This is a genomic window from Mycobacteriales bacterium, assembly GCA_040902655.1.
In the GTDB taxonomy this organism is placed as follows: Bacteria; Actinomycetota; Actinomycetes; order Mycobacteriales; family SCTD01; genus SCTD01.
Window position 1 is genome coordinate 57,011 of the sequence record JBBDWV010000044.1, and the last position, 24,110, is coordinate 81,120.

27 protein-coding genes are annotated in these 24,110 nt (G+C 70.8%); 19 read left to right on the forward strand and 8 right to left on the reverse strand.

The annotated features are described in order from the left end of the window. Nucleotides 1-59 precede the first annotated feature (59 nt). Both WD794_12390 and WD794_12395 read left to right on the forward strand, forming a co-directional pair. Nucleotides 60-953 carry an NAD(P)-dependent oxidoreductase gene (locus tag WD794_12390; protein MEX2291109.1) on the forward strand — a complete coding sequence of 298 codons (894 nt, stop codon included), beginning with the start codon at nt 60-62 and terminating at the stop codon, nt 951-953. Nucleotides 954-980: 27 nt separating this feature from the next. Beyond that, a complete protein-coding gene (locus tag WD794_12395; GenBank protein ID MEX2291110.1) occupies nt 981-1,400 on the forward strand; it encodes a carboxymuconolactone decarboxylase family protein in 420 nt (139 codons plus the stop codon). Between the two features lie 59 nt (nt 1,401-1,459). Here WD794_12395 and WD794_12400 read toward each other — a convergent pair whose 3' ends face one another. Continuing rightward, nucleotides 1,460-2,680: an MFS transporter gene (locus WD794_12400; GenBank protein ID MEX2291111.1), complete on the reverse strand. Its 1,221-nt coding sequence runs from the start codon at nt 2,678-2,680 to the stop codon at nt 1,460-1,462. A 59-nt stretch (nt 2,681-2,739) separates the two neighbouring features. Between WD794_12400 and WD794_12405 the strand changes: the two genes are divergently transcribed. The 8 genes from WD794_12405 to boxB all read left to right on the forward strand — a co-directional run bounded on the left by WD794_12405 (nt 2,740) and on the right by boxB (nt 10,874). Next, nucleotides 2,740-3,708, forward strand: a complete 969-nt coding sequence (locus WD794_12405) for a LysR family transcriptional regulator (protein ID MEX2291112.1) — start codon at nt 2,740-2,742, stop codon at nt 3,706-3,708. Between the two features lie 111 nt (nt 3,709-3,819). Beyond that, nucleotides 3,820-4,866, forward strand: a complete 1,047-nt coding sequence (locus WD794_12410; GenBank protein MEX2291113.1) for a DctP family TRAP transporter solute-binding subunit — start codon at nt 3,820-3,822, stop codon at nt 4,864-4,866. A gap of 68 nt (nt 4,867-4,934) precedes the next feature. Further along, complete coding sequence (locus WD794_12415) at nt 4,935-5,510, forward strand: TRAP transporter small permease (protein MEX2291114.1); 576 nt, start codon at nt 4,935-4,937, stop codon at nt 5,508-5,510. Then, nucleotides 5,507-6,787, forward strand: a complete 1,281-nt coding sequence (locus WD794_12420; GenBank protein ID MEX2291115.1) for a TRAP transporter large permease — start codon at nt 5,507-5,509, stop codon at nt 6,785-6,787. Before WD794_12415 ends, WD794_12420 begins: the two co-directional genes overlap by 4 nt. 19 nt (nt 6,788-6,806) lie before the next feature. Continuing rightward, a complete protein-coding gene (locus tag WD794_12425; GenBank protein MEX2291116.1) occupies nt 6,807-7,877 on the forward strand; it encodes a tartrate dehydrogenase in 1,071 nt (356 codons plus the stop codon). 35 nt (nt 7,878-7,912) lie between these two features. Then, nucleotides 7,913-9,112 carry a 3-oxoadipyl-CoA thiolase gene (gene pcaF, locus WD794_12430; protein ID MEX2291117.1) on the forward strand — a complete coding sequence of 400 codons (1,200 nt, stop codon included), beginning with the start codon at nt 7,913-7,915 and terminating at the stop codon, nt 9,110-9,112. Next, nucleotides 9,109-9,288, forward strand: a complete 180-nt coding sequence (locus tag WD794_12435) for a hypothetical protein (protein MEX2291118.1) — start codon at nt 9,109-9,111, stop codon at nt 9,286-9,288. The genes pcaF and WD794_12435 overlap by 4 nt, the downstream gene beginning before the upstream one ends. A gap of 122 nt (nt 9,289-9,410) precedes the next feature. Next, nucleotides 9,411-10,874: a benzoyl-CoA 2,3-epoxidase subunit BoxB gene (gene boxB / locus WD794_12440; protein MEX2291119.1), complete on the forward strand. Its 1,464-nt coding sequence runs from the start codon at nt 9,411-9,413 to the stop codon at nt 10,872-10,874. A 54-nt stretch (nt 10,875-10,928) separates the two neighbouring features. On the opposite strand, the gene WD794_12445 is transcribed toward boxB, so the two are convergent. The 4 genes from WD794_12445 to WD794_12460 are packed head-to-tail and all read right to left on the reverse strand — an operon-like array spanning nt 10,929 to nt 13,409. Next, nucleotides 10,929-11,507, reverse strand: a complete 579-nt coding sequence (locus WD794_12445; GenBank protein ID MEX2291120.1) for a hypothetical protein — start codon at nt 11,505-11,507, stop codon at nt 10,929-10,931. Next, nucleotides 11,504-12,418: a zinc metalloprotease HtpX gene (gene htpX / locus WD794_12450; protein ID MEX2291121.1), complete on the reverse strand. Its 915-nt coding sequence runs from the start codon at nt 12,416-12,418 to the stop codon at nt 11,504-11,506. The genes WD794_12445 and htpX overlap by 4 nt, the downstream gene beginning before the upstream one ends. Then, on the reverse strand, nt 12,415-12,693 hold the full coding sequence (locus WD794_12455; GenBank protein ID MEX2291122.1) for a hypothetical protein: 279 nt from the start codon (nt 12,691-12,693) through the stop codon (nt 12,415-12,417). The genes htpX and WD794_12455 overlap by 4 nt, the downstream gene beginning before the upstream one ends. Continuing rightward, nucleotides 12,690-13,409 (reverse strand): PspA/IM30 family protein, encoded by a 720-nt coding sequence (locus WD794_12460; GenBank protein ID MEX2291123.1) that lies wholly within the window; start codon nt 13,407-13,409, stop codon nt 12,690-12,692. Before WD794_12460 ends, WD794_12455 begins: the two co-directional genes overlap by 4 nt. Before the next feature lie 137 nt (nt 13,410-13,546). Between WD794_12460 and WD794_12465 the strand changes: the two genes are divergently transcribed. Next, complete coding sequence (locus WD794_12465; protein MEX2291124.1) at nt 13,547-14,077, forward strand: hypothetical protein; 531 nt, start codon at nt 13,547-13,549, stop codon at nt 14,075-14,077. Between the two features lie 22 nt (nt 14,078-14,099). On the opposite strand, the gene WD794_12470 is transcribed toward WD794_12465, so the two are convergent. The 3 genes from WD794_12470 to WD794_12480 all read right to left on the reverse strand — a co-directional run bounded on the left by WD794_12470 (nt 14,100) and on the right by WD794_12480 (nt 15,409). Then, nucleotides 14,100-14,486, reverse strand: a complete 387-nt coding sequence (locus tag WD794_12470) for a type II toxin-antitoxin system VapC family toxin (protein ID MEX2291125.1) — start codon at nt 14,484-14,486, stop codon at nt 14,100-14,102. Continuing rightward, nucleotides 14,483-14,707, reverse strand: a complete 225-nt coding sequence (locus tag WD794_12475) for a type II toxin-antitoxin system prevent-host-death family antitoxin (GenBank protein ID MEX2291126.1) — start codon at nt 14,705-14,707, stop codon at nt 14,483-14,485. The genes WD794_12470 and WD794_12475 overlap by 4 nt, the downstream gene beginning before the upstream one ends. Nucleotides 14,708-14,893: 186 nt before the next feature. Further along, nucleotides 14,894-15,409 carry a helix-turn-helix domain-containing protein gene (locus WD794_12480; protein MEX2291127.1) on the reverse strand — a complete coding sequence of 172 codons (516 nt, stop codon included), beginning with the start codon at nt 15,407-15,409 and terminating at the stop codon, nt 14,894-14,896. Between the two features lie 189 nt (nt 15,410-15,598). Between WD794_12480 and WD794_12485 the strand changes: the two genes are divergently transcribed. The 8 genes from WD794_12485 (at nt 15,599) to WD794_12520 (ending at nt 24,108) form a co-directional block, all read left to right on the forward strand. Beyond that, a complete protein-coding gene (locus tag WD794_12485) occupies nt 15,599-16,477 on the forward strand; it encodes a sugar ABC transporter permease (protein ID MEX2291128.1) in 879 nt (292 codons plus the stop codon). After that, on the forward strand, nt 16,477-17,319 hold the full coding sequence (locus tag WD794_12490; protein MEX2291129.1) for a carbohydrate ABC transporter permease: 843 nt from the start codon (nt 16,477-16,479) through the stop codon (nt 17,317-17,319). The genes WD794_12485 and WD794_12490 overlap by 1 nt, the downstream gene beginning before the upstream one ends. After that, entirely contained in the window at nt 17,316-18,422 is a 1,107-nt protein-coding gene (locus WD794_12495; protein ID MEX2291130.1) for an ABC transporter ATP-binding protein, read from the forward strand. Before WD794_12490 ends, WD794_12495 begins: the two co-directional genes overlap by 4 nt. A gap of 1 nt (nt 18,423) precedes the next feature. Then, complete coding sequence (locus tag WD794_12500; protein MEX2291131.1) at nt 18,424-19,503, forward strand: ABC transporter ATP-binding protein; 1,080 nt, start codon at nt 18,424-18,426, stop codon at nt 19,501-19,503. A gap of 213 nt (nt 19,504-19,716) precedes the next feature. Further along, nucleotides 19,717-20,970: a glycine/sarcosine/betaine reductase component B subunit gene (locus WD794_12505; protein ID MEX2291132.1), complete on the forward strand. Its 1,254-nt coding sequence runs from the start codon at nt 19,717-19,719 to the stop codon at nt 20,968-20,970. Nucleotides 20,971-21,015: 45 nt separating this feature from the next. Then, on the forward strand, nt 21,016-22,353 hold the full coding sequence (locus WD794_12510) for a glycine/betaine/sarcosine/D-proline family reductase selenoprotein B (protein ID MEX2291133.1): 1,338 nt from the start codon (nt 21,016-21,018) through the stop codon (nt 22,351-22,353). Next, nucleotides 22,346-23,770, forward strand: coding sequence for a glycine/sarcosine/betaine reductase complex component C subunit beta (grdC, locus tag WD794_12515; protein MEX2291134.1), 1,425 nt, complete (start codon nt 22,346-22,348; stop codon nt 23,768-23,770). Before WD794_12510 ends, grdC begins: the two co-directional genes overlap by 8 nt. Beyond that, the gene (locus tag WD794_12520) at nt 23,767-24,108 is read left to right on the forward strand and encodes a thioredoxin family protein (GenBank protein ID MEX2291135.1); all 342 of its coding nucleotides are present in this window, start codon (nt 23,767-23,769) and stop codon (nt 24,106-24,108) included. The genes grdC and WD794_12520 overlap by 4 nt, the downstream gene beginning before the upstream one ends. The last annotated feature ends 2 nt before the right edge of the window (nt 24,109-24,110 follow it).

Sequence of the window (24,110 nt, forward strand, 5' to 3'; positions counted from 1 at the left end):
GGCGTCGAGCGCCCGGACCGATCCGACCGCCGTACGACGGCAGACAGCGAGGGTGCACGATGACGGTCGCCGCAGAGGGGCCGGTCCTGTTCGTGGGGCTGGGCGCGATGGGCACGCCGATGGCGACGGCGCTGGCCCGCTCGGGCCGGGAGCTACTGCTGCGCGACGTCGACGAGGCCCGCGCCCGGGCACTGGCCGACCAGCTGGGGGCGACGGCGGTCGGGGCCGACGCCACCGCCCCGGTGGTCGTCCTGATGCTGCCGGACAGTGCCGCCGTCGAGGGCGTGCTGCTCGGCGAGCAGGGTCTGCTCACCCGGCTCGCCGCCGGCGCCGTCGTGGTGGACATGAGCTCCTCGCGGCCCTCGAGCACCGTGGCGCTGGCGGCCCGCGCGGGCGAGGCGGGGATCGACTACGTCGACGCGCCGGTGTCCGGCGGCGTCGCCCGGGCCCGCGACGCCTCGCTCGCGGTGATGGTGGGTGCGACCGACGCGGCGTACGCGCGGGTGCAGCCGCTGCTCGCCGCGATGGGCGGCGACGTCACGCATGTCGGCGGCCCCGGCGCCGGCCACGCGATGAAGGCACTGAACAACCTGCTGTCCGCGATCGGGCTGGCGGCGGCCTCGGAGGTGCTGGCGGTCGGCGCCAACTTCGGTCTCGAGCCGCAGGTCATGCTCGACGTGCTCAACCGGTCCACCGGCCGCAACCACGCGACCGAGGTGAAGATGGCGCGGTTCGTGCTGTCCCGCGCATTCGACTCCGGATTCTCGCTGCGCCTGATGGTCAAGGACCTGCGCACCGCCCTCGAGCTCGCGCACGAGACGGGCACCCCCGTACCGCTGTCCGCCGGCGCCCTGGAGGAGTGGACGGCCGCGGGCCGGACGCTGCCCGCCGACGCCGACCACACGCACGTCGCGGCGTACGTCGAGAGCCGCGCCGGCACCGAGCTGCACTGACCGTCCCCCACCAGGAGAAGGAGCCGCATGGCGACCGAGCAGGACAAGCAGGCCTACATCGACGACATGGCCCGAAAGCGCGGCTACGTGCTGGACTACCACAAGGTGATGGCCAAGCAGGACTACGACGTCCTGCAGGCCGCCAACGGGCTGGTCGACGCCGCCTACCTGAACCAGCGCACCCTCGACCGGCGCACCAAAGAGCTGCTGTTCATCCTGAGCCTGACCGTGATGCGGGCATCCAAGGGCCACATCACCAGTCACATCCGGGTCGCCCTGGACCTCGGTGTGACGCCGCAGGAGATCCTCGAGGCGATCGAGATCGCCTTGCCGGAAGCAGGCATCGTGGCCTTCCAGGTCGGTTTCGAGGCCTGGCGCGAGGTCGTCGGAGCCGACGGGATCGAGCCGAGCGTCGCCGTGCACGAGGGTGGCTCCGGCGGCGCCTGAGAGCGTCTCTCCCGGGCGTCTCTCCCGGGCGTCTCTCCCGGGCGGCTGAGCCGGTCGGCTCAGCCCGCCGGGGCCAACGCCGGCGTGCGCCCCAGCAGCAGCGCCAGCCCGAGCCCCACCAGGGTGAGCCCGGCGACGTAGAGCACCGTGCCCGGCCAGTCGCCGCGCTCGTAGGCCAAGCCGCCCACCCAGCCGCCGATGCTGCTGCCGGCGTAGTAGGCGAGCAGGTACAGCGCGGAGGCCTCCGAGCGCCCGACCCGGGCCCGGTTGCCGACCATCCCGCTGGCCGAGGTGTGCACGCCGAAGAAGCCGACGGTGAACAGGACCAGCCCGAGCAGGACGAGCGCCAGCAGGTTGCTCAGGGTCAGCAATGCCGCCGCCAGCGTCAGCACGGCGCTGCCGAGCAGCACCGCCCGGCGCCCGACCCGGTCGCCCAGCCGCCCGGCGAGCGGGGCGGTCGCGGTGCCGGCGAGGTAGGTCAGGAAGACGAGCCCGACCAGCGTCTGCGACAGGCCGAACGGCTCCTGCAGCAGCCGGTAGCCGAGGAAGTTGTAGACGGTCACGAAGGCCGACATCCCGAAGAAGCTGGTCAGGCACAGCCGGCGTACCCCCGGGTCACGCAGGTGCCGTGCGAGATGGCCCAGCAGCACGCCGTGGCCGGAGGTGGCCGCTGCCGCCGTCGGCGGTGGCAGCAGGACGCGGAAGGCGACGACGCACAGCAGGGCCAGCAGCCCCACCGCCGCCATGCCGGCCCGCCAGCCGGCGGCATCGGCCACCGTGCTCGACAGCAGCCGTCCGGACAGCCCGCCCACGGTGTTGCCGGCGACATAGAGACCCATGGCGCCCCCGACGGCGCCCGGCTGGACCTCCTCGGACAGGTGCGCCATGGCCAGCGCCGGCAGCCCCGCGATCGCCACGCCCTGCAGGGCCCGCAGCACCAGCAGGACCTCGAGGGAGGGCGCCAGCGGCGCGAGCAGCCCGAGCACCGCAGCCGTCGTCAGCGCGACGGTCATCAGCCGGGTGCGGCCGAACCGCCTCGCCAGGGCGCTCATCGGGACCAGCGCCAGCGCGAGTGTCCCGGTCGCCACCGACACCACCAGTGCCGCTGTGGAGGGCGGTACCTGCAGGTCCTGCGACAACAGCGGCAGCAGCGCCTGCGGGGAGTAGAGCAGCGTGAACGAGCCGACGCCCGCCGCCCAGATCGCGCCGACGAGCCGGCGGTAGCCGGCCGTTCCGCGGGCATGACCGGTCCAGGTGGGGGCAGGGGGCGCCGGCGTCATCAGGTCCATGGTGGACCCCATCGCCGCTATGCGTCCAATACATGAAAGAGTCTCCACCCATGTCCGCCGAGCATGAGGACCGCCACCTGGACGGACTGCTGTCCGCGCTCGCCCCCAGGCTGCGGCAGTTCGTGGCGGTGGCGCGCGCCGAGCACGTCACGAGGGCGGCCGAGGCGATCGGCGTCCCGCAGCCGACGCTGAGCCGCAGCATCGCCCGGCTGGAGCGGGACCTCGGCAGTGCACTGTTCCTGCGCACGGGCCGGACGCTGCGGCTGAGCCGCGCCGGTGCGCTGCTGCTCGAGCACGTCGAACGCGCGATGGCCGACCTCGAGGCGGGCCTGCGCGCGGTGGTCGAGCATGCCGGACCGGACGGTGGCCGGGTCGCCTTCGGGTTCCTGCACACCCTGGGCGGTGCGGCCGTGCCCCAACTGCTGAGGGAGTTCCGGCAGGAGCGTCCTGCCGTGCGCTTCGAGTTGGTGCAGCGCGGGCACGACGGCCTGCTGGAGCTGCTCCGGGCCGGGATGCTCGACCTCTGCCTCACCTCGCCGCTCCCGCAGGAGCCGGACCTGGTGTCGGCCGCTCTCCACGAGCAGCGGCTGCACCTGGTCGTCCCCCAGGGCCACCCGCTGGCGGACCGTCGCCGGCTGCAGCTGTCCGAGGCGGCACCCGAGCAGTTCGTGGGACTGGGACGCGGCTACGGGCTGCGCGCCACCACCGACGCCTGGTGCCTGGCCGCCGGGTTCGTGCCGAAGCTCGCGTTCGAGGGTGAGGAGATCGACACCGTACGCGGCCTGGTGGCAGCCGGACTGGGCGTGGCGCTGCTGCCGCCCGACCCGGCCGGCGCTGCCCCTTCCGTGGTGGAGCTCGAGGTCACCCAGCCCCACACCACCCGCGTCCTCGGCCTGGTGTGGCGGCGGGCGGGGGCCGGCCCACCTGCCGCGGCGGCCTTCCGCGACACTGTCCTGCAGATCGGCCCGGGGCTGCTCGCGCAGCGTCCGGGGGACCCGGCCGAGGGCCGTACAATCTGACCTGCTCCTGTGACGTCGCCCGCGCGCTGGCGCGAGTCACGCCTTTTCCGGAGCGGACCAGGACTCACCCACCCGCTGCCTGTGGCGGCGGGAACGACGAGGAGTGTGCACGTGAAGCAACTGACGCGTAGGCAAGGTCTCGCGGCTGTCGTCGCGCTGGCGGCCGTGACCCTGACTGCCTGCGGGGGCGCTCGCGGCGGGGGTGGAGGCGGCGCCGAGGGTGAGCAGAGCTACACCATCAAGTTCGCGCACGTCGTCACGCCGCAGACGCCCAAGGGCCAGGCGGCCGAGAAGTTCAAGGAGGTCCTCGAGCAGGAGAGCGACGGCCGCATCACCGTCGAGATCTACCCCAACTCCGAGCTGTACGGCGACAAGGACGAGCTGCAGGCGCTCCAGTCGGGGGCGGTCCAGATGCTCGCCCCCGCAAGCGCGAAGTTCACCACCATCGCCCCGCAGCTCCAGGTGCTGGACCTGCCGTTCCTGTTCGGCAGCGTCGAGGACATCCCGGAGGTGGCCTCGCCCGGCACCGCCGCCGGCAAGGCGATCTTCGAGAACGAAGCGCTCGGGACGAAGAACATCAAGGTGCTCAACCTGTGGGACAACGGGTTGAAGCAGCTGTCGTCGAACAAGCAGATGACCGCGCCGGCCGACCTGAAGGGATTGCGGTTCCGGATCCAGCCGTCGGACGTGCTGCGCAGCCAGTTCTCCGCCTGGGGTGCCGGTTCCACCCCCCTGGCCTTCGCCGAGGTCTACAACGCCCTCCAGCAGGGCGTCGTCAACGGCCAGGAGAACCCGTACTCCAACATCGAGTCGCAGAACATGCACACCGTGCAGAAGTTCATCACCGAGTCCAACCACGGCTACATCGGCTACGTGCTCGTGGTGAACCAGGAGTTCTACGACAGCCTGCCGGATGACCTGCAGGAGGCCGTGGACGCCGCGGCGCAGGAGTCCTCGGAGTACAACCGCGAGGTGGCTGCCGAGATCAACCAGGATGCCAAGCAGACGATCGTGGACGCCAAGACCACGACGATCACCGAGCTGGACGAGGCGCAGCGCAAGGCCTTCAAGGATGCGGTCGTACCGAAGGTGTGGCAGGAGCACGCGGACGTGATCGGCAAGGACCTGATCGACGAGCTGCTCGCAGAGCAGCAGTAGAACCCCACGTCGCAGCAGGCGGGGACGGCCCGGGTGGTCGTCCCCGTCTCGCGTGAGAGGAGCACCGGGTGCACCGGTTGGGCCGGACCCTGACGGTGGTGGAGAACGTGGTCGCAAGTGCGGCGCTGGCGGCAGCGGCCGCCCTCGCGATCATCGCCGTGGTCATGCGCTACGTCTTCAACATCCTGATCTTCTGGTCGGAGGAGGCGGTGATCTATCTCGTCCTGCTGTCGGTGTTCGTCGGCGCGGTGATCACGCTCCGGCACGACGAGCACGTCCGGGTCGATCTGCTGCCGCTCCTGCTCAAAGGCCGGGCGCGGCTCGCCGTCCAGGTGGCCGCCAGCCTGCTCACGCTGGTCTACCTCGGCGTCATCGGCGGCTACGGGTGGGTGCTGCTGTTCGAGCCGGCCGCGAGCAACACCGTCACGCCGGCGCTGAAGCTGCCGCTCTGGGTCGTGTACTTCGCGCTTCCGCTCGGCTTGACGCTGATGTTCCTGCGCATGCTCGAGGTGCTGTTTCGCCAACTCACCGGCAGGGATCCGCACCCCGAGGCGGCCAAGACCGTGCTCGAGGCCGAGGCCGAGGGCCTCGGCATCCACGTCGACCCCGAGAAGGTCATCGACCCGAAGGAGACGCGGCCGTGAGCGAAACCGTCTTCATCGGCCTCGCGCTGTTCGTCCTGCTGCTGTCCAGCGTGCCGATCGCCGTCGCGCTGGGGCTCACCGCGTTCGCGTACTTCTTCTACTTCACGACGACGCCGCTGACCCAGCCGTCCGAGACGCTGGTCAACGCGCTCAACAACTTCCCGCTGATGGCGATCCCGTTCTTCGTCCTCGCGGCCAACGTCATGAGCCGCGGCGGCATCAGCCGGCGGCTCATCGAGGCCAGCAACGCCCTCGTCGGGCACCTGCGCGGCGGACTGGCGATGACGGCGGTGCTCTCCTGCGTCTTCTTCGCCGCGATCTCCGGGTCGAGCCCGGCCACGGTGGTCGCCGTCGGGACGCTGCTCATCCCGGGCATGATCAAGAGCGGCTACGACAAGCGCTTCTCCACCGGGCTGATCGCCACCTCTGGCTCGCTCGGGATCCTCATCCCGCCGTCGATCCCGCTCATCGTCTACGGCATCGCCACCGAGGAGTCGATCGGGGACCTGTTCGTCGCCGGCATCCTGCCGGGCCTGTTCGCCGGGCTGCTCCTGCTGATCATGGTGATCGTCGTGTCACGCAGGCGCGGCTACGGGACGGGGGAGAACGCCATCGTCCTGTCGCGCAAGGAGCGCACCCGCTCAATACGCGACGCGGCGCTGAGCCTGCTGCTGCCGGTGTTCGTGCTCGGCGGAATCTACGGGGGCATCTTCACCCCGACCGAGGCGGCCGCGATGGCCGTGCTGTACGCCCTGCTGCTGGCGCTGTTCGTCTACCGCGAGATCAGTGTCAAAGACCTCGGCAGCGTCCTGCTGGGCTCGGCCCGCACGTCGGCGATGATCATGTTCATCATCGCGAACGGGATCCTGTTCACCTTCGTGCTCACCAGCGAGCGGATCCCCGGGCAGGTCGCCGCCGGGCTGCTCGGGCTCGAGCTCAACAAGTGGGCCTTCCTGCTCGTGGTCAACCTGCTGCTGCTCGTGGTCGGGGCGTTCATGGAGACCTCGAGCGCCATCCTGATCATCGCCCCGATCCTGCTGCCGATCGCGCTCGAGCTCGGCGTCGACCCGATCCACCTGGGCATCATCATGATCATGAATCTCGAGATCGGCATGATCACCCCACCGCTCGGGCTGAATCTTTTCGTCGCCAGCGGCCTGACCGGCATGAGCGTCCTGCAGGTCGCCCGCGCGGCGATTCCCACCGCCCTCGTCCTGCTGGCGGCGCTGTTCGTCGTCACCTACGTGCCGGCCCTCGCCCTCACGCTCGTCAACTGACTCCGGACCAGGAGCGCCCGTGACCACCCACCGCATCGCGGTCATCCCCGGCGACGGCATCGGCAAGGAGGTGCTGCCGCCCGCTCAGCGGGTACTCGAGGAGGTCGGCCGCGCGTACGGCTTCGGCTTCGACTGGACCGAGTACGACTGGAGCTGCGAGCGCTACGACCGCACCGGGGCGATGATGCCGGCGGACGGCATCGCCCAGCTGGCGGAGCACGAGCAGGTGTTCCTCGGTGCGGTCGGCTTTCCCGGCGTGCCCGACCACGTGTCGCTGTGGGGACTGCTCATCCCGATCCGCCGGGCCTTCCGGCAGTACGTCAACCTCCGGCCGGTCAAGCTGCTGCGCGGGATGACCAGCCCGCTGCGGGACGTCGCGGCGATCGACATGCTGGTCGTCCGCGAGAACAGCGAGGGGGAGTACTCCGAGATGGGCGGCCGGTTCGGGCGGGGCACGCCCGGCGAGCTGGCGATCCAGGAGTCGGTCTTCACACGATTGGGGATCGAGCGGGTGACCCGCTACGCACTCGACCTGGCGCAGGCCCGCTCCGGCCGGCTGGCCTCGGCCACCAAGTCCAACGGCATCCTGCACACCATGCCGTTCTGGGACGAGGTGGTACGCGAGGTGGCTGCGGAGCGCCCGGACGTGCAGCTGGCGGAGTACCACGTGGATGCTCTGGCCGCGATGTTCGTGCTCGATCCGGGGCGCTTCGACGTCGTGGTCGCGTCGAATTTGTTCGGTGACATCCTCACCGACATCGGCGGGGCCGTCATGGGCAGCATCGGCATCGCGCCCAGCGCCAATCTCAATCCCGAGCGGGAGTACCCGTCGATGTTCGAGCCGGTGCACGGTTCGGCACCCGACATCGCCGGCCAGGGGCGGGCCAACCCGCTCGGGCAGGTCTGGTCGGGAGCGATGATGCTGGACCATCTGGGACATCCGGACGCGGCCGCGGTCGTGCTGGCGGCGATGGAGCAGGTGCTGGCCGACACCGGCGTACGCACGGCCGATCTCGGTGGCACGGCCAGCACCGACGAGGTCAGCGAGGAGTTGCTGCGCGCGGTGCGGGCGCAGGCCCAGTCGGCGTAGGACCCGCTGCGCTACCCGATGTCAGGAGGAACTACGTGAACGTCGCCTATCTCGTGGACGGGGTGCGCACCCCGATCGGCCGTTACGGCGGCGCGCTCGCGGCGGTGCGCCCGGACGACCTGGCCGCCCACGTCCTGCGCGCGCTCACCGCACGGCTGCCCGGCGTGGACTGGGCCGCCGTCGACGACGTGCTGATGGGCTGTGCGAACCAGGCGGGCGAGGACAACCGAAACGTGGCCCGGATGGCGGCCCTGCTGGCCGAGCTCCCGGTGGAGGTCCCCGGCGGCACCCAGAACCGCCTGTGCGGATCGGGGCTGGACGCACTCGGCACCGCGGCGCGCGCGATCCGCGCCGGCGACGCCGACCTGATGATCGCCGGCGGCGTGGAGAGCATGTCGCGCGCGCCGTTCGTCCTGCCGAAGGCGCAGACGGCGTTCTCCCGAGCGGCCGAGGTGCACGACACCACCATCGGCTGGCGGTTCGTGAATCCGGAGATGGAGCGGCTGCACGGCACCGACTCGATGCCCGGCACCGCACAGAACGTCGCCGACGACTACGGCGTGTCCAGGGCGGACCAGGACGCCTTCGCCCTGCGGTCGCAGCAGCGGACGGCGGGTGCGGTGGCGGCGGGGCGGCTGGCCCGCGAAATCGTGCCGGTGCCGGTGCCGCAGCGCAAGGGCGATCCCGTCCTCGTGGAGCGGGACGAGCACCCCAGGGAGACCTCGCTGGAGGCGCTGGGCAAGCTCCGTCCCCTGTTCGCGGGCGGCAGCGTCACGGCCGGCAACTCCTCCGGTGTCAACGACGGGGCGGCCGCCATGCTGGTGGCGTCGGAGCGGGCGGTGGAGCGGTACGGCCTGACGCCGCTGGCCCGGGTCACCTCCATGGCCGCCGTCGGTGTGCCGCCGCGCGTGATGGGCATCGGCCCCGAGCCGGCGACCCGCAAGCTGCTCGATCGCGCCGGTGTGAAGATCGGTGAGGTCGACCTCGTGGAGCTCAACGAGGCGTTCGCCGCGCAGGCACTGGCGGTGCTGCGGGGGCTCGGGCTGCCCGACGACGCCGAGCACGTCAACCCGCACGGCGGCGCCATCGCTCTCGGCCACCCGCTCGGGATGAGCGGGGCCCGGCTCGCCCTCAGCAGCGCCCTCGAGCTCGCCGACCGCGGTGCGCGACGGGCGGTCGTCACGATGTGCATCGGGGTCGGCCAGGGGATCGCCGTGCTGCTGGAGGCGGTGTGAGCAGCCCGGAGTCGCCGCAGGAGGTCCCGGCGGCGGCCGGGGCGCAGGACAGCAGCGACCCCCACGTCGGGGAGAACGTCTGCCCCGACTGTGCCGGCACGGGCCGGGTGGACGGCGCACGCTGCGCCACCTGCGGTGGGGACGGCACGCGCAGCGAAGTGGTGGCCGACGCCTGAGCCGGCGCCGCGGGCCGCGCTGACGCGCCGAGGGCTTGCGCATCCGCGCAACGTGCTACACACTCATGACGCAGCGACACAACAGCGTAGGACTTGTGGCCCAGCTCTGGAGGGTGGACAGCATGACCGCACCGATCGCACAGACGGGGGACGCGCCGGCGCCGAGCGGGCCACTGAGCTCGATCGACTACTCGCAGCGCATCCCGAACAACGTCGACCTGGCCAACGACCGACGGCTCCAGCGGGCACTCGAGGGTTGGCAGCCCAAGTTCCTGGACTGGTGGAAGCAGCTGGGGCCGGCCGTTCCGACGCAGGACGTCTACCTGCGGACCGCGATCGCCGTCGGCCGCGACGGCTGGGCGCACTTCGACCGGGTCCCGATGGAGGAGTACCGCTGGGGGATCTTCCTCGCCGAGCGGGACCCGGAGCGGCGCATCGCGTTCGGCCAGCACAAGGGTGAGCTGGCCTGGCAGACGGTCCCAGGCGAGTACCGCGCCGAGCTGCAGCGCCTCATCGTCATCCAGGGAGACACCGAGCCGGCCTCGGTCGAGCAGCAGCGCCACCTGGGCGCCACGGCCCCGTCGCTCTACGACATGCGCAACCTGTTCCAGGTCAACGTCGAGGAGGGCCGGCACCTCTGGGCGATGGTCTACCTCCTGCACGCCTACTTCGGCCGTGAGGGACGCGAGGAGGCCGAGCAGCTGCTCAAGCGCAACTCCGGCGACGTGGACGCGCCCCGGATCCTCGGCGCCTTCAACGAGGACACCACCGACTGGCTGCAGTTCTTCATGTTCACCTACTTCACCGACCGGGACGGCAAGTACCAGCTCGGAACGCTGAAGGAGTCGGGCTTCGACCCGCTGGCGCGCACCTGCGAGTTCATGCTCAAGGAGGAGGCGCACCACATGTTCGTCGGCACGACCGGTGTCCAGCGAACGGTGGAGCGCACGGCGCAGCTCATGAAGGAGCACGGCACCGACGACGTGTTCCCGTACGGCGGCATCCCGCTGTCGGTCATCCAGAAGTACCTCAACTTCCAGTTCGCCGTCTCGATGGACCTCTTCGGCTCGGAGCAGAGCACCAACGCGGGCAATTACTTCACCTCCGGGCTCAAGGGCCGCTGGGGCGAGACCCGCCGCAAGGACGACCACACGCTGCTCGGTCTGGAGCGGCAGATGAACGTGGTGCGGGACGGCCAGATCGTGCAGCAGACGGTGCCGCTGCTCGGCGCGCTCAACCTCGACCTGCGCGACGAGTACGTCGCCGACTGCAAGAACGGCGTCCGTCGCTGGAACCAGGCGCTCGAGGACGCCGGTCTGCAGGAGCGGCTGACGCTTCCGCACGAAGGCTTCTTCCGCAAGGTCGGTGCCTACGCCGGCCACCACCTCAGCCCGATGGGCGAGGTGCTCGACGACGCCACCTGGCAGACGCGTGAGAGCGACTGGCTGCCCTCGGGCGAGGACCGTGCGCAGGTCGCCGAGCTGATGAAGCCGGAGTACGAAGAGGGCAGATTCGCCAGCTGGATCGCGCCGCCGCCGCAGGGCATCAACGACATGCCCGTGGAGTACGACTACGTCCGCTTCTGAGCGACGGCTGGGTGCGGCAGCAGGCCGCGTTCCGGAGGAGGCCGCGGCGACGGTCTACAGGCCGGGCGCACTCCAGACGGGGAACCAGCGCGACAGGTCGGGCTCGACCCGCAGGTCGCCGGCCACCGCCGCCCGGAGCTGGAGCTCGAGAGCGGTGTCGCGCTGCTGCCCGCCCAGCGGGGCAAAGGGGTAGAAGGTCCCCCGCTTGTAGAGGTAGACCAGCCCGACGCTCCGGGTCCGGCCCTCGAGCTGCCCGGTGAAGCCCACCAGCGAGCAGAGCAGCCCCGGACCGAACCCCGCGCTCTCGTACGTGGTGTTGGCGGCGTGCAGGCCGGTCACCACGTCGGCCAGCCGGTCGGCGCCCGGTCTCGCGGTCGTCCAGGCGTAGCCGAAGGCGTCGGTCGTCTGCTCGACCGGTGCGGCGGCGTCGAGCTGCAGCAGCGCCGCCACCTGCGCGTGGGCCCGGCCGAAGTCCGCGCCCTCGGCCGGTTTGATGCAGACCGCACCGACACCGGTCGGCTGAAGGTCCATGGCCGCCGCCAGCCCGACGGCGGCCGCCGGGAGGGAGAACAACGCGTCGAGGTCCGGTGCCACCGGCCTGCTGCGGCCGAGCAGCGCGTCGAGGAACTTCACGGGCTGCCGGACATCGACGCCAGCTGGGCCAGCCGCTTCTCCAGCGGGGGGTGCGTGGCGAACAGCGACGACAGGCTGAAGCCCTGGGCGAGGGCGGGGGTGAAGAAGAAGGCGTTGAACGGCTCGGCCTCGCGCAGGTCCCGGGTCGGCACCCGCGCCATCTCGCCCGACACCTTCGTCAGCGCGGAGGCCAGTGCCGACGGGCGGCCGGTGAGCTGCGCCGCGGCCCGGTCGGCGGACAGCTCGCGGTAGCGCGACAGGGTGCGGATGAGCACGAAGCTCACGGCGTAGACGACCACCGACACCAGGACCACCACGAGAATCACCGGTACGCCGCCGCTCCTGTCGTTGCCCCGCCCGCCGCGCGGCACGCCGCCCCAGGCCATCGAGTGGAGCGCGAACCGGGTGAGGAAACCGGCCAGCACGCCGAGGAACGACGCGACCGTCATGACGGCGACGTCGCGGTGGGCGACGTGCGAGAGCTCGTGGGCGACCACGCCCTCGAGCTCGGCGTCGTCCAGCCGGCGCATCAGTCCGGTCGTCACGCAGACGACGGCCCGGCGCGCGCTGCGCCCGGCGGCGAAGGCATTGGGGACGTCGCTGTCGGCGATGGCGACCCGCGGTTTCGGGGTGTCGGACAGCGCGACCAGCCGGTCGATCACGCCGTGCAGCTCGGGCGCCTCGTGCGGTTCCACCACGCGGGCGTTCATGGCGTACAGCGCGATCCGGTCGCTCGCGACGTACTGGAAGACGAAGAACCCGCCGACGACGAGCAGGACGGCGACCGGCGAGATGCCGGCGCCGATGAGCACCCCGATGGCGACGACGTAGAGCAGGCCGAGCAGGAAGACGACGGCGAGCATCCGGGTGGTCAGCTCGCGGTCGGCGGCGTAGCGTCCGCGGCGGCTCATCCGGGCACCAGCCCGTCGCCGTCGAACAGCGCCCGTACCTCGTCGACGGTCGCGTCCGGCGGGGGCAGCACGAGGTCGGACGGCACGAGCACCTCGTCGGCCACCGGTGTGCCTCGTTGCCGCACGGCCGCGAGCAGGTCGTGCAGGGCCGCCGTGAAGGCGGCCTGGTCGCCGGCGTCGACGGCCTGCTCGGCGATCCGGTCGAGGGCGTTCAGCTCCTCCAGCGCCGTGTCCGGCAGGTCGCGCTGTGCCTCACCGAGGATACGGACGATCACGACTGCGCCTGCCCGTCGGGCCCGGTCACCGCCGGCTGTGCCGCCGGCAGCGGCCGCTGGCTCTTCAGTCGCGCCAGGTCCTGCTCGACGCCGCCACCGGACAGCTGCTCGAGCCGGCGCTGCGCGGCGTCACCCGGTGAGAGCGCGTCGGCCTGCAGGGCAGCGAGCTCCTCGAGCGCGCCGGCCCGGGCCTGCATCTGCTCCGTGCGGCTCCTGGCGTGCTGCACCGCGTACCCCACGCTGCCCAGCTCCTCGTCGACTCCCGACATCGCGGCGGCGATCTCGCCCTGCGCCTCCGCGGCGGTGTAGCCGGCGGCCAGCGCCTGCTGCTGGCTGCGGAAGGCCTCGACCTTGGCCGCGAGCCGGGCGACCTGCACCTGCAGCTGCTCCTCCTGCGCGCGTACCTGCGCCTCCTGTGGCGCCAGATCCTCCACCTGACGGACCAGCGCCGCACGCTGCACGAGCAGCTCGCGGGCCCGGTCGTCCTGGCCGGCGGCCACGGCAGCGCCGGCCTGCGCGTGCAGGTCGTCCGCCCGCGCCTGCAGCTGGCGCAGCTGCAGCTCGAGCCGCTTACGGGACGTCGTGATGTCGGCCGCCCCGCGCCGGGTGCGCTGGAGCAGGGCGAGCTGCCGGTCGTACGACGCGGCGAGCGCCTCGCGTGGGTCGTCCTCGGACCGCCCCTTGAACAGGGCGGACAGCCGCTGGCCCAGGCTCACCGGCACTCCTCTCGTGGCAGGGACATCCAGTGTGCGCCACCGGCCGGTGGCGCCGGCCGCGCCCGGCCGTTGTCCGGTACCTTCCGCAGCGGGGAGTTCCTGCCCTGGGTGTCGGACGCGACGGTGAGGAGCCTGCGATGAGCGCGCCGCCCGGGTCGACGGCCGACACCATGCTGCAGGTGGTCGACCAGGGGCAGCTGCTCGCCTACACGTTCCAGGACCTCATGAGCTACCACGGCCCGGAGGCCCCTGGCGGGGTGGCGCACGCCTTCAAGGTGTTGGAACGCGCGCTGCCGCTGCTCGACCCCGACGGCCCCGTCGAGCGGCGCGAGATCAGTGTGCAGACACCCTTCGAGGGTCCGGGTGCCCGGGACGCCTTCGAGATGGTCACGCGCGCGGTCAGTGCCGGCCGCTACCTCGTCGACCCCGCCCTCGCGCGGGTCGAGCGGGGGCCGACCGTCGAGCGGTACGTCTTCGTGCTCGGCTACCGCAACCGCGCCGTGACGCTCGTCGTCCGGGACGGCCTGGTCACCGACGAGCTCGTCGCCCTGGCGCGCAAGGCGGATCGAAGCGCCGACGAGGAGCGCCACCTGACCGTCCTGAAGCAGGAGATGGCCGACCGGCTGCTGGCGAGGCCGGCGCTCGAGGTGTACGACGTGGTGGAGTAGCGGCACCGAAAAGCAGGCCGAGTCACACCGGGAGCACGGACACGTCGTAGCCCTGGACGCGGGGGTCAGTGGTGACCAAGGTCAGTCCCTCGACGCGAGCCTGCGCGACCAGCAGCCGGTCGAACGGGTCGCGGTGCAGGCCCGGCAGGTCGCCGACAGCCACGGCGTGCTTGGCCTCGACCGGCAAGGGCCGCATGCCGGCGCTGCCGTAGGAGGTGGCGACCACGTCGACGAGGGGGACGGGGAGCGGGAGTTTGCCCAGCCCGTGCTTGATCGTCACCTCCCAGACGGAGGCGGCCGACAGCACGAGGTCGTCGGCGTTCGCCAGCGCCGCGACGGCGTCGACCGACAGCCGGTCGACGTCCCCGAGCAGCCACAGCCAGACGTGCGTATCGAGCAGCAACCTCACTCGAACAAGCCGAGTACCGCATCCGGGAGCGGGTCGTCGAAGTCCTCGGGCACGTGCAGGACGCCGGTGAACTGGCCGAACCGCCGGCCGCCGGGCACGGCAGGCACCAACCTCGCGACCGGGCGCCCGTCCCGCTGAATGACCACCTCGTCGCCCTGCTCGACGGCGCGCAGCAAACGCGAAAGCTGGGTCTTGGCCTCACCCACACCCACCGTCACCACGAGGGCAACGGTACGTGCACAGGCCCGACTTGGTCAAGGTACTTGGCCAAGGATCGGGCGCCCGCAATTCGGCGTCACCTGCTCGACCGGCCGGCATGAGCTGCTGGCCGTGGCGGTCGGCGGCGCCGCACTTCGGTCCCGGGCTTCAAGGGGCTGCTGGGCTTGCCGCCACGGTCACCAGGCCAATCACGACAGGGTCGACGGGGCGATCCCGTAACGGCGCATCTTGCGGTACATCGTGGCCCTCGAGATGCCCAGCGACTGCGCGGTGCGCTGCACGTTGGCGTCCAGGTCCTCCAGTCCGCGCAGGATTGCGTCGCGCTCCAGCGCCTCCATGGGGGTGAGGACCGCGCGCGAGGACACCCGGCACTCCGGGGGCAGGTCCTCCTTCTGGATGACCCGACCGGGCTGTCGTCGGACCAGGTCGCGGACGACGGCGTCGATCTGTCGGATGTTGCCCGGCCAGGGGCACTGCTGCAGAGCTGCCAGAGCAGCTGCCGAGCAGGTTATCCCACCGCCCGGGCAGTAGCGGCGCAGGAAGTGGCGCACGAGCTGATCGATGTCGTCGCCGCGATGGCGGATTGGTGGGACCTCGATCCGAGCCTCGAACAGCCCGTCCAGCTGGTCACCGGGCCCGTGCAGGGACCCCTCCCGGGTCATCACCACCTGCGCCGTCCGACCGGCGTCGGGTCTGCCCAGCACGGTCGAGACCCCGTGTTGCAGCTCCCGGCCCAGCATGTGGGCGTCACGGAGGACGACGACGCCGGTGCAGGAGGCCTACCGCAACGTGGTCAAGCTCGAGGACAACGGCTGACCTGAGATCCCCGCGGACAGGCCGGCTCGACCGGGCCGGCCTGTCCGCCCGGCACCTCCCCTTCGGCAAGGAGCGTGATGGACGGCCTGCGCCGGCACAAGGCGATGTTCCTGCTGCCCGGGCTGATCACCTTGGTGGTGATCATCATCTTCCCGCTGCTGTACACGATCCGGGTCAGTTTCTCGAGCTGGAACGTGAGCAGCCCGGTGATGGACTACGTCGGCGGCGCCAACTACGCCAAGCTCATCAGCGACGGCCGCTTCTGGTCCTCGGTGCTGCGCCTGGTCCTGCTCGCCGGTGGGACGGTGCTGCTGCAGTACGTCATCGGCTTCGGTGTCGCGCTGCTCGTGTGGCGGGAGGTGCGCGCCCGACGGCTGTGGCGGGTGCTGTTCCTCGTCCCGATGATGACCACGCCGGTGGTGATGGCCGCCATCTGGCAGACCATCTTCAACGAGTCGCTCGGGCCGCTGAACGACCTGCTGGGCGTCGTGGGCATCGGGCCGGTCAAGTGGCTCACCGACTCCGGCCCGGCGCTGTTCGCGCTGATGACCGTCGAGGTGTGGCAGTGGACGCCCTTCATGTTCCTGCTCCTACTGGCCGGGCTGCTCAGCCTGCCCAAGGAGCCCTTCATGGCCGCCGCCATCGACGGCGCGGGTGTCTGGCGGACGTTCTGGAAGGTGACCTTCCCGCTGATGGGGCCGGTGTCGGTCACGGCGATCATCATCCGCCTCATCGAGGCCTCGAAGATCTCCGACACCGTGTACGTGCTCACCTCGGGCGGACCGGGCTCGGCCACCGAGAGCCCCGGCTACTACCTCTACATCCGCGGGCTCAAGGAGCAGCAGACCGGGTACGCCGGCGCGCTGTCCTTGACCTATCTGATCCTCATGATCGTCACCCTGACGGTCATCGCCGCCCTGCTCGCGCGGGCCTTCAAGGTCAAGGGAGACCGTTGATGTCGCGCCTGTACCTGACGTTCAAGTACAGCGTCATCGCCCTGTGGGCCGGTTTCGTCGTGGGCCCGTTCCTGTGGGCGGCAACCACCAGCTTCAAGACCGCCAACGGGGTCCAGGGCGGCGCGACCTACATCCCCTGGGTGCAGTACGAGCCCAGCACCACGGGGTGGAGGAACATCTTCGGCGGGGCCGGCGGGATCGACGTGGTCGGGCCGTTCCTCAACAGCGCCGCCGTGACCATCATCGCCTCCCTGATCAGCCTGGTCCTGGGCTCGCTGGCGGCCTACGGCCTGTCGCGCTACCGCTTCAAGCTCGGCTTCATCAAGAACAGCGACATCATCTTCTTCTTCGTGGCGCAGCGCATCATGCCGCCGGTGGTGCTCGTCATCCCGTTCTTCTTCCTGCTGCAGCGGGTGAACCTGCTCGACACCATCTCCGGGCTGGTCATCGTCACGATCGCCCTGCTGCTGCCGATCGCGGTGTGGGTGATGGTGGACTTCTTCAACGGCATCCCGCGCGAGATCGACGAGATGGCGATGCTGGACGGGTGCGGGCCCTTCGAGGCCTTCATGCGCACGATCCTGCCGAACTCCCTTCCCGGACTGACGGTCGCGGCGATGTTCTGTGCGGTGTTCGGCTGGAACGACTTCTTCTTCGCCTTCCGGCTGACCTTCACCGAGGTGCAGACGCTCCCCCAGGCCGTGGTGGCCCTGAACTCCTCGATCCCGCCGTGGTGGACGCTGTCGGCAGCCGCCCTGTTCGGGATGTCACCGCTGATCCTGCTGGCGGTCGCCGTCGAGCGCTACCTGTCCAAAGGCAGCCTGTCCGGGGCCGTGCGATGACGCTCCAGGCGAAGGGCCTGTGCCTGGCCGAGGGCGACGTCGCCCTGCTCACCGACATCAGTGCGACCTTCCAACCAGGCCGGCTGCACACGGTCATCGGGCGCACCCTGGCCGGCAAGACGACGTTGCTGCGGGTGCTCGCCGGACTCCAGAAGGTGGACTCCGGTGAGCTGACCCGCGACGGCGTCGACTTCCTCGAGACGCCGGTGTGGAAGCGCGACACGGCGATGGTCTACCAGCAGTTCATCAACTATCCGCACCTGGACGTCTACTCCAACGTCGCGTTCCCGCTCAAGCGGGCGGGGCTGCCCAAGGAGGAAGTGCGCCGCCGCGCGGAGGCCAATCTCGCCCGCGTCGGCCTGGCGGACTTCCACTCGCGCAAGCCGTCCCAGCTGTCCGGCGGTCAGCAGCAACGCGTCGCACTGGCCCGGGCGCTGGCCCGAGGCGCGGGGATCCTGCTGCTGGACGAGCCCTTCGTGAACCTGGACTACAAGCTGCGCGAGCAGCTGCGCGAGGAGTTCAAGGGGCTGTTCTCCGAGCAGGGCGAGGCGATCGTCGTCTACGCGACCACCGAGCCCGCCGAGGCGATGATGCTCGGCGACGTCGTCCTGGTCATGCACGAGGGCCGGATCATCCAGACCGGCACCCCGGCAGCGGTCTTCGATCAGCCGGCGACCACCGACGTGGCGCGGATCATCAACGACCCGCCCATGAACATCTTCGCCGGGCGGGTGCGCGACGGTCGGATCACGGTGGCCGATCTGCAGGCCACGCACGTGCCCGACCACCTGAGCGCCCTGCCCGAGGGGGACTACCAATTCGGGCTGCGCGCCACCGACGTCAGCCTGTCCGGGACAGGGATGAAGGGCGAGATCACCTTCGTGGAGATCTCCGGCTCGGAGACCTTCGTGTACCTGGCGGTCGGCGACGCCCCCTTCGTCGTGCAGATCGAAGGCATCCACGACGTCAGTCCCGGCGAGATGGTCACCATGCGGCTACGGCCGGAGCGGCTGTTCGCCTTCGACCCGGCCGGGTGCCTGGTCCGGTCGCCCGGGACCGGACCGGCAAGATCACCCTTCTCCCGCACCCCGGACGGGAGCTGACGTGGCGCGACTGGACCTCGAGGACGTGGCGCACACCTACGTCGCTGGCGCCGATCGGGCGAAGTGGGCGCTGCAGCCCCTTTGGCTGAGCATGGAGGACTCGCGGACCTACGCCCTGGTCGGTCCGTCCGGCTGCGGCAAGACGACGCTGCTCAACGTGCTGTCAGGGCTGGTCACCCCCACGCAGGGCCGCGTGTGCTTCGACGGCGTCGACGTGACGGACCTGCCCACCAAGGCCCGCAACATTGCCCAGGTGTTCCAGTTCCCCGTGATCTACAACTCGATGACGGTGTACGAGAACCTCGCTTTCCCCCTGCAGTGCCGCCGGTGGGAGAAGTCCCGGATCGACGCCAAGGTGCACACGGTCGCCGAGGCCCTCGGCCTGGACCGCCGCCTGCGCCAATCGGCTCGCCGGCTCACGGCGGACGACAAGCAGCTGATCTCCCTCGGTCGCGGTCTGGTGCGCGACGACGTCGCTGCCCTGCTCATGGACGAGCCGCTGACGGTCATCGACCCGCAGCTCAAGTTCTCCCTGCGTCGCAAGATCCGGGAGATCTCCGAGCAGTTCCGGCCCACCGTGATCTACGTGACCCACGACCAGTACGAGGCGATGAGCTTCGCCCAGGAGCTGCTCGTCATGAAGGACGGCGTCGTGGTGCAGCAGGGCACCCCCGAGCAGCTGTTCGAGGCACCCGCCTCCACCTACGTCGGGTACTTCATCGGCTCACCCGCGATGAACTTCCTCACCGTGGACCCGACCGGTGACGACGTCGCCCTCGGCGGACGGGCCCTGTCGGCCGCCTGGGACGTGCCGTACGGCACCTACTCCCAGGTCGGGATCCGGCCCGAGTACGTGAAGATCGCCGAGGCACCCGCGGCGAACACCTTCCCGGCCACCCTGCGCGGGGTACGGGACCACGGCCCGCTGAGAGTCCTCGAGCTGGAGCTCGCCGGTCAACGCATCAAGGCCAAGGTGCCCCGCGAGGACGGGGTGCCGCCGAAGGGCGAGGTGCTGCTGCACCTGCCCCGCGCCAAGGTCCTGCCGTACGTCGAAGGCCGGTTGGCGACGACATCAGGCTGACGACCAGCTCTCGCCCCAGCAGCCGCCCGGTCCGCCGACGGTCCAGCCGGAGTGGCGAACTCCGTCCCCTCCAGGCGCGCCATCACCGGCGCCTCCTGGACGGCCCTCGAACTCGTTGGCGGTGGTCTCGCCCATGGGAGAGGGTGACGTAGAAGCGGCCTGTTCAGCGCATCGATGTGCGGAGCACCCGGTCGACCGTGACAGTATCGGCCGATGGCACTCACCCGGCTGGTGCACTCGGTCCGAGAGGTCTGCTTCGGGGAGCGGACCTGCTTCGGCGAAGGGGTGCTGACGGTTTCGGCCGAAGAGGCGCGCGACCTGCTGGCCGACAAGGCCCTGGCCAGCGTGGAACTCTCCTGGGTCTCGCCCGGCCAGAGTGCCCGCATCGTCAAGATCCTCGACGCCGTCGAGCCTCGGACCAAGGGTCCCGGCGGGGGTGGCATCTTTCCCGGCTTCGTCGGCCCCGCCCGCCCGGTGGGCCGCGGCGAGACCCACGTGCTGCGCGGAGCCGCCGTGGTCATGGCCGGCTTCCTTCCGCGGGCACAGGAGGGGCTGGTCGACCTTTGCGGACCTGCGGCGGCGCTGTCGCCGCTGGGCTCGACGCACAACCTGGTCGTCGAGTTCGTCCCCGCGTCCGATGCCACCTGGGAGCAGGTGGACGTCGCGCTGCGCCGCGGCGCGCTGCGGCTGGCGGCCGCGCTGGCAGAGGCCGCCCTCGGCGCGGCGCCGGACGACGTCGAAGAGCTTCCTTCGCCCTCACCCGGAGCCCGCGGCGGCGACCTGCCCCGGATCGGCGTCGTCACCAATTTGCAGACCCAGGGCTTGTTCAAGGACGTCTTCGTCTACGGGAGCAGCTTCCGCGCCGCCCTGCCCACCCTGCTCGATCCCGGCGAGGTCGACGACGGCGCCGTGGTGAGCGGGCAGTTCGGCCATCCCGCCTTGAAGAACCCGACGTTCATGCACCAGAACCATCCGGTCGTCGCCGAGTTGCGCCGCCGGCACGGCCGGGACCTGGAGTTCGCCGGATTGGTGATCTGCCCCGAGCCGGTCGAAATGGGGGCCAAGGAGATGATCTCTCTTTTCGCCGCGAAGGTGTGCGCCGCGGCCGGCTTCGACGCCGCCATCGTCACCAAGGAGGGCGCCGGGAACGCCGACGCCGACCTGGCTCTGAAGATGGACGCCCTCGATGACCTCGGCATCCAACCGGTGGGCCTCTACCCGGAAATGGCCGGCGCAGACGGCACCGGACCCTCGTTGGTGGTGGCTCCGGAGCGGGCCACGGCGATGGTCAGCACCGGAAACTACGACCATCGCCTGCAGTTGCCGGAGATGGAGAAGGCGTACGGCGGGGAACGGTTCGAGTTGGTGAAGGCACCGGCGACCGCATCTTTCGAAGTGCCCACTGCCGTGGTCTACTGCGCCCTCAGTCCGCTTGGCTGGGGCCGCCTCGCCGCCCGCGCCGGCTGAGCCTTGTTCTTGTGACCGGCTACATCGCCTGAGGAGGCTGTTGCCATGGCCAGGATCGTGCACTACGTCAACCAGTTCTTCGCCGGCGTCGGCGGGGAGGACCAGGCGGGAGAGGGCCCGCTCCTGCTCGACGGCCCCGTCGGCCCCGGCAAGCGGCTGGCTGAGCTGGTGGCACCCGAGCACGAGATCGTCGCCACGGTGTGGTGCGGCGACGATGTCGCCCCAGGCAGGGTCGACGAGATCGTCGCTCTGGTGCGCTCCGCCGACCCGGACCTGGTGGTGGCGGGCCCAGCGTTCACCAGCGGCCGCTACGGCCTGGCGTGCGCACGGGTGGTGGCCGCCGCCCACGAGGCCGGGTTGGCAAGCCTGGCCTCGATGCACGAGGACAACCCCGGGCTGGACGAGGCCGGCGCGGTGGCAGTGGTCGCGAGCGGCGAGGTGGCCCGGCGGATGGCGCCCTCCCTCGACCGCCTGGCCGCCGGCATCCGACGTCTGCTTGCCGGCGAGACGCTGACCGCCGACGACGGACGCATCGGCAAGCAGGCCCGGCTGACCGTCGTGACCGAGGCCAACTCGGCGGCGCGCTCGATCGACCTGGCACTCGTCCGGCTCGGCGGCGACGGCACCGCCACCGAGATCCCGTTGCCTCGCTTCGGCCGGGTCACGCCGGCGGAGCCGGTCGCGGACGCCTCTTCGGTGACGCTCGCGTTCGTCACCGAAGGCGGGCTGGTCACCGGCGACAATCCGGACGGTCTCGAGTCGGCCCGCGCCACGAAGTGGCTCCGCTATCCCCTCGACGGCCGCGACGCTCTGCCAGCCGGCGACTACATGTCCGTCCACGGCGGTTTTTCCACCGTCTGGGCCAACGAGGATCCCCACCGCATCCTTCCGCTGGACGCCGCCCGTGAGCTCGAGGCGGAAGGCGCCTTCGGTCGACTGTTCGGGGAGTACTTCGTCACGTCGGGGAACGGCACCTCGGTGGCCAACGCCCGCCGCTTCGGCATCGAGTGGGCCGCCGACCTGCGCAACTCCGGCGCTCGAGCCGCCATCCTGACCGCCACTTGAGGTACGGGAACGCGTTGCGGGTCAACGCTAGCGAAAGAGTTGGAGCGGGCTGGGATTCCTACGGCGCTGCTCTGCAATCTGGTGTCCATCGCCGAGCGGGTGGGCGCCCCGCGCATCGTACGTACCCGGGGCATCCCGTATCCCACCGGCGACCCGTCGCTCGACGCGGAGGGGGAGAAGCAGTGGCGCCGGCAGCTCATCGAGTGTGCCCTCGAGGCACTGCAGACCCCGGTGCAGCAGCCGACGGTGTTCGAGGTCGGACAGGTCCGCGCCGCCACGTCGCCCTCGGCCGCCCCTGCTGAGGTCGCCCATGCCTGACGTCGTGATCTCGGGCGCCAGTCAGGTGTTGGCCCACGTGCCCTCCCTGGCGCGGCACGGGTCCAAACCCCGTCGGGAGCTGGCCAAGTCCGACGAGGTGGCCACCACCTTCACGTCGTCGCTGCGCAGCTTCGAGGAGGCGGTCACCTACCCCGCCAACCAGGCGTACGTGAATGCCGTGCACCCGCGGAACCTGCCGCCCCGCCCCTGGTGGACCGGCGCCCCAGCCCCGGGGGCGACCCGCTGGAGCCGCTCGGGCGAGATCATGCCTGAAAGCGAGTTCCTCGGGCTGTTGGCGGTCGTCGACGACTTCTCCCTGCTCACCCTCTCGGGCGATGCCGCCGCGCGCGCCGCCGGCGACCTCGCTCGCCACCCGCTCGTCAAGCGGCTGGATCTCGAACGGATCGAGCGCGCTGTCGGCGACGTCGGCGCAGTGGCCGAGGAGCCCGGTGCCCTCCGGGTGATCGGTGACGCGGCCGCCTTCCGGTGCGGCGACGTGGACGACGAGGCGCTCGGCGCCCACGTACTGCTCGACAACCTCTCGGCCAAGGCGACGGCCACCCTGGCGTTGCTCCACCTTCTCGAGGACAGCGGGATCGACCCGGCGTCCGTCGACTACGTCCTGGGCTGTGGCGAAGAAGCCATCGGCGACCGCTACCAGCGAGGCGGCGGCAACATGGCCAAGGCCGTGGCGGCAGCCGCCGGCCTCAGCGAGGCGTCGGGTGCCGACATCAAGGACTTCTGCGCCGCGCCGGTCCCCGCGTTGGTCATCGCCGCCAGTCTCGTGGCAGCCGGGGTCTTCGGCCGGGTCGCGGTCGTCGCGGGCGGATCCATGGCCAAGCTGGGAATGAAGTTCCAGGGCCACCTGAAGTCTGGGATGCCCGTGCTCGAAGACATGCTCGGCGGAACGGCCGCGATCCTGGAGGCCGACAACGGCACCTCACCCCGCGTCCGGCTGGACGGCGTCGGCAAGCACCCGGTGTCCGCCGGTGGCTCCAACCCGCAGGTCATGGAGGCGCTGGCGGTGGAGCCGCTGGCCCGCCTCGGCCTGCCGATGACCGCCGTCGATGACTACGCGACCGAATTGCACAATCCTGAGCTGACCGAGCCCCAGGGCAGCGGCAACGTTCCGGAGCGGAACTACCGGATCATCGCGGCGCTCGCGGCCCGCAGAGGGGACATCACCAAGGACGACATCGCCGCGTTCGTCGCCGAGCGCGGCATGCCTGGCTACAGTCCGACGCAGGGCCACCTCGCCTCGGCGCTGTGTTACCTTCCGCACGCGCTGGACCGGCTCACCACCGGGTCGGCCGACCGGGTGATGCTGATCGCCAAGGGCAGCCTGTTCCTTGGCAGGGTGTGCCAGTTGTCGGATGGGATGAGCGTGCTGCTCGAGCGGAACGAGGTGTCGCCATGACCGACTCGGTCGGCATCGTCAATGCGACGGCAGACGACTTCCGAGACCTGGTCTCCGAAGGAACGGTGCTCGTCGACGTGTGGGGACCGCAGTGTCAGCCCTGCAAGGTGCTCTTGCCTCACGTCGAGGCCATTGCCGAGAAGTACGCCGACGAGATGAAAGTGGTCAAGCTGGAGGCGCCCACGGCCCGGCGGCTCTGCATGGAGCTCGGCATCATGGGCCTGCCGTGCCTGCTGTTGTTCCGCGACGGTGTGGAGGTGGGCCGCCTGTCCGACCCCGCGCTGTCGCCGGAAAATCTGAACCAGTGGATGGACGAGCAACGGAAGGAGGTGAGTTGAAA